The organism is Pseudomonas sp. LB3P81 (assembly GCF_054897965.1).
This window is the reverse complement of the sequence record NZ_JBUBVG010000001.1, coordinates 1,792,097-1,810,015: the sequence shown is the minus strand read 5'-3', so window position 1 is coordinate 1,810,015 and position 17,919 is coordinate 1,792,097. Positions and strand designations below refer to the sequence as shown.

The following is a 17,919-nucleotide window of genomic DNA, read 5'->3' as shown; positions in this document are numbered from 1 at the left end:
GGGCGATACCCGTCAGTTAAGAGAAAAAAAGCCGAACACACACCTGTGGCGAGGGAGCTTGCTCCCGCTGGGTTGCGAAGCAGCCCCATTTACCTCGTTGTGTCAGCTGGACTTTTGCGACGGCTTCGCCGCCGAGCGGGAGCAAGCTCCCTCGCCACAGGTTATGTCTTGGCATCGAGTGGGCGCCCCTAGACGGGCGCAGAGCCGACACGGCCCTTGCGCAGTGCATCAATGACCGCTTCTTTCGAACCGTCGGCGACGATCCGCCCGTTGTCCAGCACCACCAGCCGATCCACCAGGCTCAGCATCGAGGTGCGGTGGGTCACCAGCAGCAAGGTTTTGCCCTGGACCCAACCGTGGAGTTTTTGCCGCAGGACATCTTCGCTGCTGTTGTCCATGGCGCTGGTGGGTTCGTCGAGCAACATGATCGGCGGATCAAGCAACAAGGCGCGAGCCAGTAACACTGCCTGACGTTGACCGCCGGACAGCAATTGCCCGCGTTCGCCGACAGGCCGGTCAAACCCTTGGGGATGTTGACGCGCCAGCTCGGTCACGCCGGTCAGTTCCGCCACTTCCAGCATCCGCGAATCGCTGATGTAACGCGCGCCGAGGGTCAGGTTGTCACGCAGGCTGCCGGCCAGCAGCGGCAGGTCATGGGCGACGTAGCCGATCTGTTGGCGCAGGTCGGCGACGTCCAGTTGCCGCAGGTCCAGGCCATCGAGCAGAAGTTGACCTTCCTCCGGTTCGTAGAAACCCATCACCAGTCGCCCCAAGGTGCTTTTGCCCGAACCGCTGCGCCCGATGATGCCGACCCGTTCACCGGGTTTCAGGCTGAAACTGATGTTGGCCAGCGCCGGTGCGTTCTGGCCGTTGTAGCGAAAGGTCACGCCGCTGACGTCGAGGGCGCCCTGCAATTGCGTGCGTTCCAGCGGCCGCTGTTTGGCGTCGCGCTCTTGCGGCAGACCCATCAGCGCATCGGTGCTTTTCATGGTCAGTTGCGCTTGCTGATAGCGCGTGATCAGCCCGGCAATCTGCCCCAGCGGCGCGAGTACGCGACTGCCGAGCATGTAGGTCGCCACCAGCGCACCGACGCTGAGGTTGCCGGCGATGATGCTGTAGACCCCGGCGACGATGGTCGCCATGCCGGAGAACTGCTGGATGAACAGCGTACCGTTGGTGGCCAGCGCCGAGAGGTTGCGCGCGTGGCTGTCGAGGCGGGTGAGGGCGCCGTGGGTGCTTTCCCATTTGTGCTGGCGCTCGCTTTCGGCGCTGCAGGCCTTGAGGGTTTCCAGGCCGCCGAGGGTTTCGATCAACAAGGCCTGGCGTTCGGCACCGAGGGTCAGGCTCTTTTGTACGGTGTCGCGCAGGCGCACCTGAATCACCATTGCGAACAGGATCGTGATCGGAAACGCCAGCAACGGAATCACCACCAGCCAGCCACCCAGCAGGCCGATCACCACCAGCATCAGCGCGGCGAAGGGCAGGTCGATCAGGCTGGTCAGCGTGACGGCGGTGAGGAATTCGCGCAGGCCCTGAAAGTCATGAATGCTCTGGGCAAAACCGCCGATGGTCGCCGGGCGCGCTTTCATCGACATGCCGGTGATGCGTTCGAACAGCGTCGCGGAAAGGATCACGTCGGTTTTCTTTCCGGCGGTGTCCAGCAAATGCGCGCGAACCACTCGCAGCGCCAGCTCGAAACCGGTGCCGATCAGCAAGCCGATGGACAGCACCCACAAGGTTGAAGTGGCCTGGTTCGGCACCACCCTGTCGTAGGTCTGCATGACGAACAGCGGCACCATCAGCCCCAGCAGGTTGATCAGGAAACTCGCCAGGATCGCATCGCTGTACAGCCATTTCGACAGCTTCAACGTGTCGCGAAACCACGCCTCGACCCGTGGCACCAGCGGCGAACGCAAATCTTCGAGTTCATGCCGTGGCCGGGCGAACAACGCCTGGCCGCTGTAGTTTTCGGCCAGCTCTTCACGGCTGACCCACTGCTCGCCGCCATCGGCTTCGCTCGGCAGAATCAGCAAGCGACCATCATCGCCAAAGCGCCGCAGGACGGCGGTGCGGCCATTGTTGAGGATCAGCAGCACGGGCAGGTTGAGCGCGGAAATGTCTGCCAGGTCTCGGCGCAACAGCCGCGCCTGCAAACTGGCCCGGGCCGCTGCGCGCGGCAGCAGGTCCAGGCTCAGGCGTTGGTGTGCCATTGGCAGCCCGGCACTCAGGCTGGCGCGACTGACCGTCGCGCCGTGGAGTTTGCAGAGAATCAGCAGACCGTCCAGAAGCGGGTCATCGAAGCTCAGCCGCGGATCGACACCAGAGTTGCCGGGTTCCATGCTGGTCACATTGATCGCTCCCGTTTAACGGTGGATACACATCTCACTGTAGGAGCTGCCGCAGGCTGCGATCTTTTGATTTTGTTTTTAAGATCAAGATCAAAAGATCGCAGCCTGCGGCAGCTCCTACAGGGGGGCACTTCATTTGAGTTCAGGCAAGCGGGCTTCGTTCTTCACTTCGGTCCGGGCGATCGCATCGGCGGGCAGCACCACCCGTTGTTTGCTCAACAACTGACCCATGTTCGCCAGCACGCGGTACATCGAGAATTCCTCGGTGTAGCGCACTTCGGTGTAGCGGCGGTTGGCGTTGTAGAGCTCGTTTTCGCTGTCGAGCACGTCGAGCAAGGTCCGTTGGCCGAGGCCGAACTGGTCCTGATACGCCGCCCGCACACGGGTGGTGGTTTCCGCGTATTCGCGGGCGGTCGGGGTTTGTTTTTTCGCGTTGACCATGGCGTTCCAGGCCAGGCGGATGTTCTCGTTGAGCTGGCGCAGGGCGTTGTTGCGGATGTCCATCGCCTGGTTGATCTTGTGTGCATCCGAAGCCAGCCGCGCCTTGTCGCTGCCGCCACGGAACAGGTTGTAGTTCATCACGATACCGACGCGCCACTCGTTGTCGTGGCCTTCTTCACCCTGCACGTTGTTGTTCGCGCCCACGGCGGCTTCCGCATCGAAGCGCGGATAGAACGGCGACTTGGCGACTTCGTACTGGCTCTCGGCCGATTGCACGTCAGCCTGGGCGGATTTCAGGTACGGGTTGTTGTCGACCATGCTCTGTTGGGCATCCTGGATCGTGGCCGGCAATTCGCCACGAATCGATGGCAGCGTCTCCAGTTCATCGGGCATGCGCCCGGTGACGGCGTAGAAATTCGCTTCGGCATCGGCCAGATCGACTTCGGCGGTATCGAGGTTGTTCTCCGCCAACGCCCGGCGAGCCACGGACTGATCGGCGTCGGCGTTGCTGCCGATGCCGCGCTGGGTACGCAGACCGATCTGGTCGTTGACCCGCAGGTGCGCCTGCAAATTGTTCTTGGCCAGGGTCACCAGTTCGCGGCGCTTGAGCACGTCGAGATAGACCTCGATGGTGCGCAGGGCCAGATCCTGAGCGGTGCCCTGGGCGTAATAGGCTCGGGAGTTGACCACGCCTTTGGTGCGCTCGACTTCGTTGGATGTGTTGAAACCATCGAAGAGCATCTGCCGCAGGCGCAGTTCCGACTGGGTGTAGTTCAGGATTTCCGTGTGGTGATTGCCGAAGGCCCGGGTGTTGGTGTTGTCGCTGTACCCGCGCCCGTACGCGGCATTCAGATCAACGGAGGGATAAAAACCGCCCTTGGCGACTTTCACGTCTTCGTCCGCAGACAGGCGGCTGTCTACCCGCGACGCGAGTTCCGGGTGGGTGGCGATGGTGCTCTGGATCGCCTCGGTCAGAGACATGGCTTGAGCCTGAGTCGTGCATGCCATGGCCAATAGAATCACGCTATACACGGGGGGCAGTCGGCGCATGGTGCATCTCCCTGAAATCCTGATGGTGCTTATTATTCGTCAAATATATGACGGATTTTATAGGTAAACTGTTTCATACTTGTAACATCAGAGCTAAGAACATTTTCAAAAGAACCTTAGAAGTTTTTCTCATGATTGTTATGTCGAAAAAAACTTATGCGCTCTGAAAAATCCAGCACATTGTTCACTGCGAAAGCCCTTGATTTTAGAGCTTTAGGGAGCTTCTTGAGGGTCGAGAAAAGTTCAATTCACTTATCGACGTTAGGGCGAGGAAGTGCTGGAGGGGAGGGACGCGCAACGGTTTTTTGGTGACGGTTTTTTGTCACGGGTTGGTTCAAAACCGTTACGTATTGCTCGCAGGTAAGGTGGTTTCGCAATGGAATCCCGATGCGATTGATTGCATTGGGTTTTATGCCGAATCGGAACACTTCGCCCACGAGCGCACGCTTGGCGAGAATGTCGCCAGGGCAGCGGCTTGATCAGGCAAGCCGCTGCCCGGTAGTCGATCCGCCGATAACCCGCTCACGCCATGAACACGTTCTTCGCAATCAACAGGATGCCGACAGCGGTTGGCAGCGGAGGAAGTGCACATGGCTACGCTCATCGGTATCGTCAGTAAGGTCATTGGTCAGGTGTTCGCGCAAGCAAGCAACGGCACCCGACGTGCGTTGATCGAGGGGGACAGGCTGTTCGCCGGCGATCAACTGGTCACGGGTGCCGAAGGCGCGGTGGCGGTGCACCTGCAAAATGGCCAGGAACTGACCCTCGGGCGTGGCAGCAGCCTGCAAATGAACTCGCAGTTGCTTGCTCATCACGTACCCCATGTGGATACCGCTGAAGCGAGCACGCCGACCCAGGCGCAACTGACCGACGTCGAACGACTGCAAAAAGCGATCGCGGCGGGTGATGACCCGACTCAGACAGCGGAAGCCACGGCGGCAGGCCCGGGTACACCGGGCGCACCCGGTGGTGCATTGGGCGGCGGCCACAGTTTTGTCATGCTGGAGGAGGTGGCCGGGCGGGTCGATCCGAACATCGGTTTCCCCACTGCCGGCTTCAACGGTATCCCTGAATTTCCACTGGAGCGTCTGGCTGGTGATCCGGATAACGGTGGCAACGCGGCTGCGGCGCCGATTGCTGCTGATACCCCGGATACCCCGGATACCCCGGATACCCCGGATACCCCGGATGTTCCGGATGTTCCGGATGTCCCGGATGTCCCGGATGTCCCGGATGTCCCTGAAACTCCGGACCATCCCGTCACCCTCAACGGCCTCGACGTAGAGGGCGGCGAACTGACCGTCTACGAAAAAAACCTCACTTACGGCACCGATCCCGATGCCCCGGCCCTGACCCAGAGCGGCACCTTCACCGTCAGCGCACCGGATGGCCTGCAAACCCTGACTATCGGCGGCATCGCCGTCGTCACCGGTGGCGTGGCCGCAGGCTTCCCGCAATCGGCCGACACCTGGCACGGCAGCACGCTGACCATCACCGGTTACGACCCGGCCACCGGCGTGGTGAGCTACAGCTACACGCTGAATTACGACAGTGACCACCCAAATGCCGGCGGCGCCAACAGCCTCTCCGAGGACTTCGACGTCGTCGCCACCGATACGGATGGCAGCACCGCGACCGGGCAAATCAACGTCAACATCGTCGATGACACACCGAACGCCAACCCCGACGCGACCTCGGTGACGGAGGGCGGCGTCGTCAGCGGCAACGTGCTGTGGAACGACGTCGCTGGCGCCGACGGTCCCTTGCTCGGCGGTGGCGTGGTCGGTGTGCGCGCCGGCTCGGACACTTCGACCCCGGTGAACGGCGGTCTCAACACCCAGATCAACGGCACCTACGGTTACCTGACCCTGGATGCCCAGGGCAACGCCGAATATCACAGCAACCCGAACGCCGTGAACGGCCCCGGCGCGACCGACGTGTTCACCTACACCCTGCGTGATAACGACGGTGACGAAAGCACTACCACCATCACCATCGACGTCAACAACAGTTGTATCAACAACCCGGTCACCCTCAACGGCCTCGACGCGTGTGGCGGCGAGCTGACCGTCTACGAAAAAAACCTCACCTACGGCACCGACCCCCACGCACCGGCCCTGACCCAGAGCGGCACCTTCACCGTCAGCGCACCGGATGGCCTGCAAACCCTGACTATCGGCGGCATCGCCGTCGTCACCGGTGGCGTGGCCGCCGGCTTCCCGCAATCGGCCGACACCTGGCACGGCAGCACGCTGACCATCACCGGTTACGACCCGGCCACCGGCGTGGTGAGCTACAGCTACACGCTGAATTACGACAGTGACCACCCAAATGCCGGCGGCGCCAACAGCCTCTCCGAGGACTTCGACGTCGTCGCCACCGATACGGATGGCAGCACCGCGACCGGGCAAATCAACGTCAACATCGTCGATGACACACCGAACGCCAACCCCGACGCGACCTCGGTGACGGAGGGCGGCGTCGTCAGCGGCAACGTGCTGTGGAACGACGTCGCTGGCGCCGACGGTCCCTTGCTCGGCGGTGGCGTGGTCGGTGTGCGCGCCGGCTCGGACACTTCGACCCCGGTGAACGGCGGTCTCAACACCCAGATCAACGGCACCTACGGTTACCTGACCCTGGATGCCCAGGGCAACGCCGAATATCACAGCAACCCGAACGCCGTGAACGGCCCCGGCGCGACCGACGTGTTCACCTACACCCTGCGTGATAACGACGGTGACGAAAGCACTACCACCATCACCATCGACGTCAACAACAGTTGTATCAGCCCGGTCACCCTCAACGGCCTCGACGTAGAGGGCGGCGAGCTGACCGTCTACGAAAAAAACCTCACCTACGGCACCGACCCGGATGCTCCGGCGCTGACCCAGAGCGGCTCCTTCACCGTCAGCGCGCCGGATGGTCTGCAAACCCTGACCGTGGGCGGCATCGCCGTGGTCACCGCTGGCGTAGCAGCCGGCTTCCCGCAGTCGGCCGACACCTGGCACGGCAGCACGCTGACCATCACCGGTTACAACCCGGCCACCGGCGTGGTGAGCTACAGCTACACCCTCAATTACGACAGCGACCACCCCAATGCCGGTGGTGCCAACAGCCTCTCCGAGAACTTCGACGTGGTGGCCAAGGATGTCAACGGCAGCACCGCGACCGGGCAAATCAACGTCAACATCGTCGATGACACGCCGAACGCCAACCCTGACGCGACCTCGGTGACGGAGGGCGGCATCGTCAGCGGCAACGTGCTGTGGAACGACGTCGCCGGCGCCGATGGCCCCTTGCTCGGCGGTGGCGTGGTCGGCGTGCGCGCCGGTTCGGACACCTCGACACCGGTCAGCGGCGGCCTCAACACCCAGATCAATGGCACCTACGGTTACCTGACCCTGGATGCCCAAGGCAACGCCGAGTACCACAGCAATCCGAACGGCGTTAACGGCCCCGGCGCGACCGACGTGTTCACCTACACCCTGCGTGATAACGACGGTGACGAAAGCACTACCACCATCACCATCGACGTCAACAACAGTTGTATCAGCCCGGTCACCCTCAACGGCCTCGACGCGTGTGGCGGCGAGCTGACCGTCTACGAAAAAAACCTCACCTACGGCACCGACCCCCACGCACCGGCCCTGACCCAGAGCGGCACCTTCACCGTCAGCGCACCGGATGGCCTGCAAACCCTGACTATCGGCGGCATCGCCGTGGTCACCGCTGGCGTGGCCGCCGGCTTCCCGCAATCGGCCGACACCTGGCACGGCAGCACGCTGACCATCACCGGTTACGACCCGGCCACCGGCGTGGTGAGCTACAGCTACACGCTGAATTACGACAGCGACCACCCGAATGCCGGCGGCGCCAACAGCCTCTCCGAGGACTTCGACGTCGTCGCCACCGATACGGATGGCAGCACCGCGACCGGGCAAATCAACGTCAACATCGTCGATGACACACCGAACGCCAACCCCGACGCGACCTCGGTGACGGAGGGCGGCATCGTCAGCGGCAACGTGCTGTGGAACGACGTCGCTGGCGCCGACGGTCCCTTGCTCGGCGGTGGCGTGGTCGGTGTGCGCGCCGGCTCGGACACTTCGACCCCGGTGAACGGCGGTCTCAACACCCAGATCAATGGCACCTACGGTTACCTGACCCTGGATGCCCAGGGCAACGCCGAGTACTACAGCTACCCGAACGGGGTAAATGGCCCCGGCGCGACCGACGTGTTCACCTACACCCTGCGTGATAACGACGGTGACGAAAGCACCACGACCATCACCATCGACGTCAACAACGGCTGCATCGAAGCGACCAGCGACAACGACGGCGATCTGGCCATTCCGAACGCGCCGCCGGTGGCGGTCGATGACCACGTCATCACCAACGTGCTGTCGGGCAGTGTCACCGTGCCCGGCGACATGCTGCTGGCCAACGACACCGATGCCAACGGCGACCCGCTGACCGCCTCGCCAACCACCTTCAACACCGGCTGGATCGCCAAAGGCGCGGACTTCACCGGCAGCGACCAGAACTACAGCTTCACCGGCAGCAACGCCCGATCTGTGACCATCTCCCGCAGCGCATTCGTCGCCAACAGCGCCGCCATGACTGCGGTGCTGGTGGTCAGCGGAGCGTTGGGCGAAGTCAAAAACCACAACACCAATGACGAGGACCGCATCACCGTTACCCTCAAACAGGGTGAAACCCTCAACCTCGACCACAACCTGGCGGCCGGTCACGTCGCCATGGAGTACTCGGTCAACGGCGGCGCGTTCATTGCCATCGGCGACGGCCAGACCATCACCGCCGCCTCGGACGGCACCTACCAGATCCACATCATCAACATCGACAATGACGGGCCGGGCCGCAGTGGCAAGGGCGCGGAAAACTACCAACTGACCATGACCGTCGACTACTCCGGCGCCCACAACACCACCCCGGACTATCACGGCACCTACACCGTCAACGACAACCATGGCGGCAGCGACAGCGCCGCCGTGACCATCACCTATCAGGACGGCCACACCCTAACCGGCACGGCGGGCGATGACGTGCTGGTGGCAGGCACCGGCAACAACGTGATCAACGCGGGCGACGGCAACGATGTGCTCACCGCCGGTGCAGGCAACAACGAACTGCACGGCGGCGCCGGCAACGACTTGCTCTACATCGGCGCGGGCAACGACCTGCTCGACGGCGGCACCGGCCTCGACACCGCGAGCTACGCCCACGCCACCGCCGGGGTCAAGGTCGATCTGAGCCTGCTCGGCGCGCAAAACACCCTGGGTGCCGGCACCGACATCCTGACCGCGATCGAGAACATCATCGGCTCCAACTTCGACGACAAACTCACCGGCGACAACCACAACAACATCATCACCGGCGGCCTCGGCAACGACGTGCTCAACGGTGGTGGCGGCGACGATTTGCTCATTGGTAGCCTCGGCAACAACACCCTCACCGGCGGCAGCGGCGCGGACACCTTCCAGTGGCTCAAAGGCAACAGCGGCCACGACGTGGTCACCGACTTCACCCCAGGCACCGACAAACTCGACCTGTCGCAACTGCTGCAAGGCGAGAACGGCACCGCGGCGTCGCTGGATGACTACCTGCACTTCAAAGTCACCGGCAGCGGCGATTCACTGGTCACCAGCATCGACGTCAGCGGCATGGCCGGCGCCGCGCCGAACCAGACCATCGACCTCGCGGGGGTGAACCTGGCCAGCCATTACGGCGTCACGCCGGGGGCGGGCGGGGTGATTGCCGGCGGGGCGGATACGGCGACCATCATCAATGGCATGTTGAATGACCATTCGTTGAAGGTGGATACCGTGTGACCTGAGCCTTAAACAACAAAACCCGCCATCCCTGTGTAAGGGATGGCGGGTTTTTTGTTTGGATCAATCACAGAGAGGGCTCAGGGTCGATGCAGGGTTTTTTGCTTGAGTATGTAGATCGTCACCAGCATTGCACTGGTCAGCATGAACCCGCGTGCCCACGGCAGGGGCACCAGGTAGCACGACAACAGGATGCTCACCCACATCAAACCGATGGCGTACACCTTGCCTTTAAGCGGAATGCCGTTTCCATCAAGGTAATCGCGAATCCACGGACCCAGCCGTGGGTGCTCCACCAGCCAGTGATAAAAACGCGGTGAACTGCGGGCGAAACACGCGGCCGCCAACAGCAGAAAAGGCGTGGTGGGCAGCACCGGCAGGAAAATCCCGATCACCCCCAGCGCTACGCTCAGCCAGCCGATGGCCAGCAGCCCGTAACGCAACATCAGGGAGCGGTTGCCTATGGGGTTGTCCATAGGCAGAACCTTAGTGGTGACGTGGCTTGAGGATCGCCGGTTTTTCGTCTGGCGCGTTGCACAGCAGGTACAGCGCAGTCAGGGCTTCCGGGATCTGCACGATCATGTCGTCCATCAGGTTCGGGTCGGCCGCGATGTCGGAGAACTCGGGCTGCTCGTCGAACAGACCCGAACCGACCATGATCGGTAGCAGCATTTCGCTGACTTCGTCTTCGGCGGTTTCGAACCAGGCCGCTTCGCGCAGGAACACGCCTTCCATGAAACCGATGCACCAGCCGCGCAGGTCGGAATCGTCCGGCTCTTCGCCCAGGTCGAGGTCGCACGGCAGCTCGAATTCTTCATCGGACGCCAGTTGGCGAGCGATGTGAGCCTTGAGGGCCAGCAGGGTGGATTCGATGGCTTCACGCTCGGTGTCGTCGGCGTAATGCGGCTCTTCGGCGAAGAGGGCATCGATCCATTCACGGTCGGGAACGCTTTCGGAACAGATCGACAGCGCGGTGAGGTAGCCGTGGGCGGCCACGTAGTCCAGCGCCTCGTCATGCAGTTCATCGGCGTCGAGGAAGACTTGCAGGCGGGTTAGTTGCTCAGCGAAGGACATTAAAGGGCTACCTTGGGAATTAAACAGATGCGGGAATTCTAGGCCTTCTTGAGCACACAGGCCAGCCGCGCGGGATATTTGCAGCCATGCAACCTCGCGGAGCACCGCGAACAACCTGTGGGAGCGGGCTTGCTCGCGAAAGCGGTGTGTCAGTCAATGTAAATGTTGAACGTTTGACCGCCTTCGCGAGCAAGCCCGCTCCCACAGGTTACGCGGTGTTTGTCCTTGTGTGTCTTATCAGCGGCGCCCTTTGACGCGGAGGCCTCGGGTATACTCCCGCGTTTTGTGATGCCCTGCTGGCGTCGCGGCTGAAATGTGAAGCGTCATGCAACGCGCACTTACGATTTGTCGGTGCAGCCTTGCAGATCCTGAACCAGCCTTGCAGGGATGTTTTGGTGATTTTTGGAGTTTTTATGCTCGAACAGGCTCAACGCGTCCTCAAGGACATCTTCGGCTACGACAGTTTTCGTGGCCGCCAGGGTGCAATCATTGAGCGCGTGGCCAGTGGCGGCGACGCCCTGGTGCTGATGCCTACCGGCGGTGGCAAATCCTTGTGCTTCCAGGTGCCGGCGCTGTTGCGCGAAGGCCTGGCGGTGGTGGTGTCGCCGCTGATCGCGCTGATGGACGACCAGGTCGCGACCCTCGAAGAACTGGGCGTCGCCGCTGCTGCATTGAACTCCACGCTGAGCGCCGAGCAGCAACGCGACCTCGCCGCGCGGATCAAACGCGGTGAAGTAAAAATGCTTTATCTCGCGCCTGAACGTCTGGTTCAGCCGCGCATGCTGGCGTTTCTGCAAAGCCTTGAAATCGCTCTGTTCGCCATCGACGAAGCGCATTGCGTGTCCCAATGGGGTCACGACTTCCGCCGCGAATATCTGCAACTGGGCCAATTGGCGGAGTTGTTTCCCAACGTCCCGCGCATCGCTCTCACCGCGACCGCCGACAAGCGCACCCGGGAAGAAATCGTCGATCGCCTGCACCTTCAGGATGCTGAACGCTTCCTCTCCAGTTTCGACCGGCCGAATATTTTTTACCGCATCGTGCCCAAGGAGCAGCCACGCAAGCAGTTGTTGGCGTTCCTCGCCGAGCGGCGCAGCGATGCCGGTATCGTCTATTGCCTGTCACGCAAAAAGGTCGACGAAGTGGCGGTGTTCCTCAGCGAGCAAGGCTTCCCGGCGCTGCCGTACCACGCCGGACTGCCCAACGAAACGCGAGCGCTCCACCAGAAACGCTTCCTCAACGAGGAAGGCCTGATCATGGTCGCCACCGTGGCATTCGGCATGGGCATCGACAAGCCCAACGTACGCTTCGTTGCTCACCTCGACCTGCCGAAATCCCTTGAGGCTTACTACCAGGAAACGGGGCGCGGTGGCCGTGACGGTCTGCCGGCGGATGCCTGGATGGCTTACGGCCTGCAAGACGTGGTGATGCTCAAGCAGATGCTGCAGAACTCCGAAGGCGACGAACGCCACAAGCGTCTGGAGCAGCACAAGCTCGACGCGATGCTGTCGCTCTGCGAAGAAACCCGTTGCCGTCGTCAAACCCTGCTGGCGTACTTCGACGAAGACATGCCCGAGCCATGCGGCCACTGCGACAACTGCGTCGATGGCGTGCAGACGTGGGACGCCACCGAGCCGGCGCGTCAGGCACTGTCGGCGATCTTCCGCACCGGTCAGCGCTACGGCGTCGGCCATCTGGTGGACGTGTTGCTGGGCAAGGACAACGAAAAGGTCCGCAGTTTCGGTCATCAGCATCTGTCGGTGTACGGTGTCGGCAAGTCGATGGGGGAGAGCGAATGGCGTTCCCTGTTCCGCCAGCTGGTGGCTCGTGGTCTGGCCGACATCGATCTCGAAGGCTACGGTGGCCTGCGCCTCAGCGCTACTTGCCGGCCGCTGCTCAAGGGCGAAGTGACCCTGGAATTGCGCCGCGACCTCAAGCCGCAAACCACGGCGAAAAGCAGCAAGAGCCAAGCGAGCCAACTGGTCCGTGGTGAAGAGCGCGAACAGTGGGAAGCCTTGCGCGCCCTGCGTCGCAAGCTCGCCGAAGAGCACGGCGTGCCGCCTTACGTCATCTTCCCCGACTCGACGTTGCTGGAAATGCTCCGCAGCCAACCGACCTCGTTGTCGGAAATGGCCACGGTCAGCGGCGTCGGTGCGCGCAAACTGGAGCGTTACGGCGAGGCTTTCCTCGAAGTGCTCGGCGGTCAGGCCGAGGCCCCGAAAGTGGTAGCCGATGTGCGTCACGAGCTGATCACCCTCGCTCGCGCTGGCATGACGCCGCTGCAAATCGCCGGTCAACTGCAATGCTCGGAAAAGAACGTCTACACCATGCTCGCCGAGGCAATCGGCAAGCAGCAGTTGTCGCTGGAACAGGCGCTGGACCTGCCCGAAGACTTGATGGGCGAAGTTCAGGATGCGTTCCTCGACGGCGAGGGCGAATTGCCGCCGGTGGCGGAGATTGCGGCACTGTTCGCCGGTCGCGTGCCGGAAGGTGTTTTGTATTGCGTACGTGCCGCGCTGCAATCGGAATTCGAAATCTGAAGCTCAAATCCCGGATACGGTTGTATGGGTGTAACGATTCAGTACAGAGCAAGCCTTGCCTCAAACCAAGGGCCATGCTTAGCTGACTAATAATTAGTTTTTCTCTATTTCAGTCTAACCATGAGTGTTTTATGCCGTTAACCGATCAACACCGATTTGGCATGCAACTGGCCCAGATGTCGCGCGGCTGGCGTGCCGAACTGGACCGCCGTCTGGCCGGTCTGGGGTTGTCCCAGGCGCGCTGGCTGGTGCTGCTGCACCTGGCACGCTTCGAGGAGGCGCCGACCCAACGCGAACTGGCGCAAAGCGTCGGCGTCGAAGGGCCGACCCTGGCGCGACTGCTCGACAGTCTGGAAAGCCAGGGCCTCGTCCAGCGCCAAGCCGTGGTGGAAGACCGCCGGGCGAAAAAAATTGTCCTCTGCGCCCCGGCCCGTCCTCTGATCGAACAAATTGAAACCATTGCCACTCAACTGCGCCACGAGCTGTTTGATGGCGTTGACGAGGCGGATTTGAAGGTCTGCATGCGTGTTCACGGGCACATTCTGGCCAACCTGGAAAAATCCTGAGGCATAACCGGGTGTAAGCTTTTTGAGATACTCCGTTGGGCAGACTATAAAGAACTACTAGGCAATATCGTGTTCGTACCGGATGTGCGAACACGCACTGGTTGGTTCTGGTTATTTAAGGGATGCTCATGCTCAAGAGTAGGCACGTTGTATTGCGGTGGTGCGCCAGACTGCTTCTGGCCGGCGGGGCTGTGACCTACTCGGCATTGGCACCCGCGCTGGGGCTGGGTGAAATCACTGTGCATTCGGCATTGAATCAACCGCTGGTTGTCGATATCGCCCTGGTGGATGCTGCCGGTCTGGAGGAGGGCGACCTGTCCGTCAGTCTGGCGACGGCGGACGAATTCAGTCGCGCCGGCGTCGAGCGGGTGTTCTTTCTCAATGATCTGAAGTTCACGCCAATCCTGAGGGGCAACCAGAGTCTGATCCGGGTGAGCTCCAGCAAAGTGGTCGACGAACCTTTCCTGAATTTTCTCGTGCAGCTCAATCAACCCAATGGGCGTGTGCTACGCGAGTACACAGTGCTGATCGATCCGCCGGGTACGCCGGGAATTGTGCCGGTTGCCGACGAGCCGGTCTCCAGCTCCCCGAACTCTCCATTCCCGAGCGTCCAACCGGCCACTGCGCCGTCACCCGAAGCGAACAAACCTGCCCCTACTGTTGAACCAGCCGTTGTACCGGTCATTGATCCCCTCGCCGAGCAATTGGCCGCCAGCGTGCTGCAAAACCAGCAACTGCAAACAACCGTCGACGAGCTGAACGTGAAACTTCAGGCCCAGGACGAACAGATCGCCGGCCAGAAAAAACAGATAATCGAGCTGGAAACCCGATTGGTGGAGGTCCAGCAAGCGCCCCCGGTTACGCCGCAAGCGGTGGCGCCAGCCCCGGTCGCGGTGCAAGAGCCCGAGACGTCCGACTGGCCGCTGATCGTCGGGTTGTTGGCGTTGGTGGCATTGCTGTTGGTGGGACTGTTTGTTCGCCGCCAACGACAGCAGGTTCAGGTACTGGCCGCAGATCGTCCCGTTTTGCCGTCGCGACACGAGCCGGTGCTCAATCAAACCGTGGAGCCGCCAGCAAAACCCACCCCGCCGAAACCTGCGCCCGATCGTCAAGACGAGACACCGTCAGGCGATGTGCTGGAAGGCGTCGGCATCTATCTGGCCTATGGCCGTTTTTCCGAAGCGGCGGGCTTGTTGCGTGATGCCTTGGAGAAGGAGCCACAACGCACGGACCTGGCCGTGCAATTGCTGGAAGTCCTCGGCAAGCAAGGGGATGGGCCAGCCTATGACGCGCAGGAAAACAGCTTGCGGGATGCCGGGTTCGATTCTCAGCAACTTCAGGACATCCGTGCCCGCTACCCGAAACTGGACAATGCGGTGCCCGTGGCTGCTGCGGCAGCCATCACAACACCGGTGAAATCTGAAGCAGCGCCGGACGACGAGTTCCAGTTGAACCTGGATGACCTGTCGATGGATTCCAGTTGGGATCTGGTCAGTCCATTCGAAAACACCAAACCCTCGGACAAACCGCCCAAGGCAGAGGAACCGGCGTTCACCTCGAACCTGTACGTGTTGCCTGATCTGGTGGAGATGCCTGAAGAACCGACCCTGGACGAGCCCGAGCTGGAATGGATCGCCGAACCGGACTCACAGTCCCTGGACGACGACTTCCTCGACGAATTCAGTGATGCCGGTCAGTCACTTGACCTTGAACCTCTGAACCTGGAACCGGGGGAACCGACCAGCACAGGCAAACTGGAACAGGCCCAGACCTGCATCGATGACGGCGATCTGGAGAGTGCCATCGAGCTGCTCAACGAGTTGCTCAAGGACGGCGATGAGCCGCTCAAGCAGACCGCGCGGACATTGTTGGCCGGTATCCGCTGACGCTTTATCATGGCGACGCCCTCTGGCTCAGGAGTTTCGCCCGTCATGACCACGCACAAACCGGAAATCGTCATCACCTACTGCACGCAATGCCAATGGCTGTTGCGTGCCGCGTGGCTGGCGCAAGAACTGCTCAGTACCTTTGGCGATGATTTGGGCAAAGTGTCGCTGGTGCCTGGCACCGGTGGCGTGTTTCACATCTTCTGTAACGATGTGCAGATCTGGGAGCGCAAGGCGGACGGCGGTTTCCCGGAGGCCAAGGTGCTGAAGCAGCGGGTCCGCGATCAGATCGATCCGGACCGCGACCTCGGGCACAACGACCGCACTCAGTGAGACGCGGCTTCGGCAGCGACCACTTTTTTGCTTGAAGCGCCCGATAGCCTGCTGGACACCACAATCGCCACGATGATCAATGCACCGCCGATCAGCATGCGCAGCGTCGGGTTTTCATCGAACAGCAGCCAGGCCACGGTGATGCCGTAAACCGGCTCCAGAGCGAACACCACGGCGGCGGTTCGCGCCTTGATCACCGCGAGGCTGGCGACGAACAGGCTGTGAGCGACGCCGGTGCAGAACACTCCGAGCAGGCCGATCCACAGCCAGTCGATGGTGCGGACTTCGCTCAACTGTGGCGCCGCCACCGGCAGCAGGCACAACGCGACCACCACGTTCTGGCACAGCGCAGCCTGTACCGGCGGAATTCTTCCTGAACTGGCGCGGTTGGTCAGGGACAGTAGTGCAAACAGCAACCCGGAGCCCACCGCCCACAACAGGCCGGTGGTGGCGCCGCTGGCCAGATCGAAGTCAGGCGTGACCAGCACCAGTCCGACACTCACCAACACCACCAGGAGGATTTCATTGGCGCGAATGCGCTCGCGGAAAATCAACCCTTCCAGGATCACCGTAAACGCCGGGAAACTGGCGAAACCCAGGGTCGCGATCGCTACGCCCGCGACCTTCACCGCAATGAAAAAACTCACCCAGTGCCCGGCCAGCAACAACCCGCTGAGCAGCAGGCGACGCCAGTCCACGGCGTGCAGTTTCTGCCAGCGCGTCTGGCTGGCGAACCGCGCGAAAACGGCGAGGGCGAGCACGGCAAAGGCTGCACGACCGAAGACGATGACGGCGGGGGAGGCGGCGGCGAGTTTGCCGAACACTCCGGTCAGGCCAAACATCAGTGCGCCGATATGCAGGGCGCCAAGGGCGGAACGGGGAGTCATTGCAATCCTTAACAACAAACGAACAGAGGCGTAGGAGCTGCCGCAGGCTGCGATCTTTTGATTTTGTTTTTTAAGATCAAGGACAAAAGATCGCAGCCTTCGGCAGCTCCTACATTGAAGCGTGTAAAGCGGGGCCTGTCTGTCGCGAGACTATTGTCATTTGTTGCCAGCCTCGCGCCGCAATTTTCCGGGGGAGGCACCAAACTCCCGCAACACCGCCGCTGAAAATGCACTTTGCGAACTGTAGCCAACCCGACTGGCAATCTCGCCAACGGGCAACGCCGAATCCCGCAACATGCTCACGGCCATGTGCAAACGACGACTGCGAATGTAGTCCATCGGCGTCTGCCCGCATTCCGCAACAAACCGCGCATGCAGCCGAGCGCTGGACAGGCCGGCGATGCGCGCCAGATCGGCCACTTGCAGCGGATAGGCCGCGTACTGATCGATGTGTGTATTCAACGCGGCGTAGGGCAGACGCCGACCACCCATCACTTCGGGGCTGGCATTGTTGAGGCTGGCCAACAACAGCACCGCACCTTGTTGCGCAATCAAGGGGTCGCTGACCTGACTGCCCGCCAGCCAGTTCACCAATTGGCTTTGCCCGGCATCCAGCGGCAGACGCCCGGCGTTGTCGAGTAAACGACGGCTGGCGTCGGCGTGCTCGCCAAGGGACTGAGCCACCCATTGATCGCTCGGCACGTCCAGCACCAGGCAGCGGCTGCCATTGGCGCTGCCGCACGCATGATGAAAACCGGACGGGACCACCACGAAACTCTGCTGAACCACCTGACTGCCACGCCCGTCGACCTCGAAATCCAGCGCGCCCGAGAGCCCGAACACCAGTTGCGCGTGGTCGTGACTGTGGACGATCAGGTCGTGAGTGTATTGGCGTAGCGTGAGGATCGGTCTCATCGCAGGTCTCCCGATTAAGGCCGTCAGTCT

General features: G+C 61.7%; 11 protein-coding genes. 5 read left to right on the top strand and 6 right to left on the bottom strand.

Translation table 11 applies throughout. The features are described 5' to 3' along the window. Positions 1-188: 188 nt before the first annotated feature. Together ACYZTL_RS08340 and ACYZTL_RS08335 are read right to left on the bottom strand one after the other, a co-directional pair. Entirely contained in the window at positions 189-2,348 is a 2,160-nt protein-coding gene (locus ACYZTL_RS08340) for a type I secretion system permease/ATPase (RefSeq protein WP_461951385.1), read from the bottom strand. A 132-nt stretch (positions 2,349-2,480) separates the two neighbouring features. Further along, complete coding sequence (locus ACYZTL_RS08335; RefSeq protein WP_461951384.1) at positions 2,481-3,839, bottom strand: TolC family outer membrane protein; 1,359 nt, start codon at positions 3,837-3,839, stop codon at positions 2,481-2,483. Between the two features lie 590 nt (positions 3,840-4,429). On the opposite strand from ACYZTL_RS08335, the gene ACYZTL_RS08330 reads away from it, so the two are divergent. After that, positions 4,430-9,688 (top strand): retention module-containing protein, encoded by a 5,259-nt coding sequence (locus tag ACYZTL_RS08330; protein WP_461951383.1) that lies wholly within the window; start codon positions 4,430-4,432, stop codon positions 9,686-9,688. An 80-nt stretch (positions 9,689-9,768) separates the two neighbouring features. Here ACYZTL_RS08330 and ACYZTL_RS08325 read toward each other — a convergent pair whose 3' ends face one another. Together ACYZTL_RS08325 and ACYZTL_RS08320 are read right to left on the bottom strand one after the other, a co-directional pair. Beyond that, entirely contained in the window at positions 9,769-10,164 is a 396-nt protein-coding gene (locus tag ACYZTL_RS08325; protein WP_461951382.1) for a YbaN family protein, read from the bottom strand. Positions 10,165-10,174: 10 nt separating this feature from the next. Further along, entirely contained in the window at positions 10,175-10,762 is a 588-nt protein-coding gene (locus ACYZTL_RS08320) for a YecA family protein (protein ID WP_262164422.1), read from the bottom strand. A 413-nt stretch (positions 10,763-11,175) separates the two neighbouring features. On the opposite strand from ACYZTL_RS08320, the gene recQ reads away from it, so the two are divergent. From recQ to ACYZTL_RS08300, 4 genes are all read left to right on the top strand, one after another. Then, positions 11,176-13,302 (top strand): DNA helicase RecQ, encoded by a 2,127-nt coding sequence (gene recQ / locus ACYZTL_RS08315; RefSeq protein WP_461951381.1) that lies wholly within the window; start codon positions 11,176-11,178, stop codon positions 13,300-13,302. Between the two features lie 131 nt (positions 13,303-13,433). Further along, entirely contained in the window at positions 13,434-13,868 is a 435-nt protein-coding gene (locus ACYZTL_RS08310; RefSeq protein ID WP_461951380.1) for a MarR family transcriptional regulator, read from the top strand. A gap of 128 nt (positions 13,869-13,996) precedes the next feature. Further along, entirely contained in the window at positions 13,997-15,754 is a 1,758-nt protein-coding gene (locus ACYZTL_RS08305) for a FimV/HubP family polar landmark protein (RefSeq protein WP_461951379.1), read from the top strand. 45 nt (positions 15,755-15,799) lie between these two features. Further along, positions 15,800-16,087: an Rdx family protein gene (locus ACYZTL_RS08300; RefSeq protein ID WP_461951378.1), complete on the top strand. Its 288-nt coding sequence runs from the start codon at positions 15,800-15,802 to the stop codon at positions 16,085-16,087. Here ACYZTL_RS08300 and ACYZTL_RS08295 read toward each other — a convergent pair. Then, complete coding sequence (locus ACYZTL_RS08295; protein WP_461951377.1) at positions 16,081-16,974, bottom strand: DMT family transporter; 894 nt, start codon at positions 16,972-16,974, stop codon at positions 16,081-16,083. The two genes, ACYZTL_RS08300 and ACYZTL_RS08295, sit on opposite strands and share 7 nt — an antisense overlap. Positions 16,975-17,130: 156 nt before the next feature. Beyond that, positions 17,131-17,889 carry a helix-turn-helix transcriptional regulator gene (locus ACYZTL_RS08290; RefSeq protein ID WP_461951376.1) on the bottom strand — a complete coding sequence of 253 codons (759 nt, stop codon included), beginning with the start codon at positions 17,887-17,889 and terminating at the stop codon, positions 17,131-17,133. Positions 17,890-17,919: the final 30 nt, after the last annotated feature.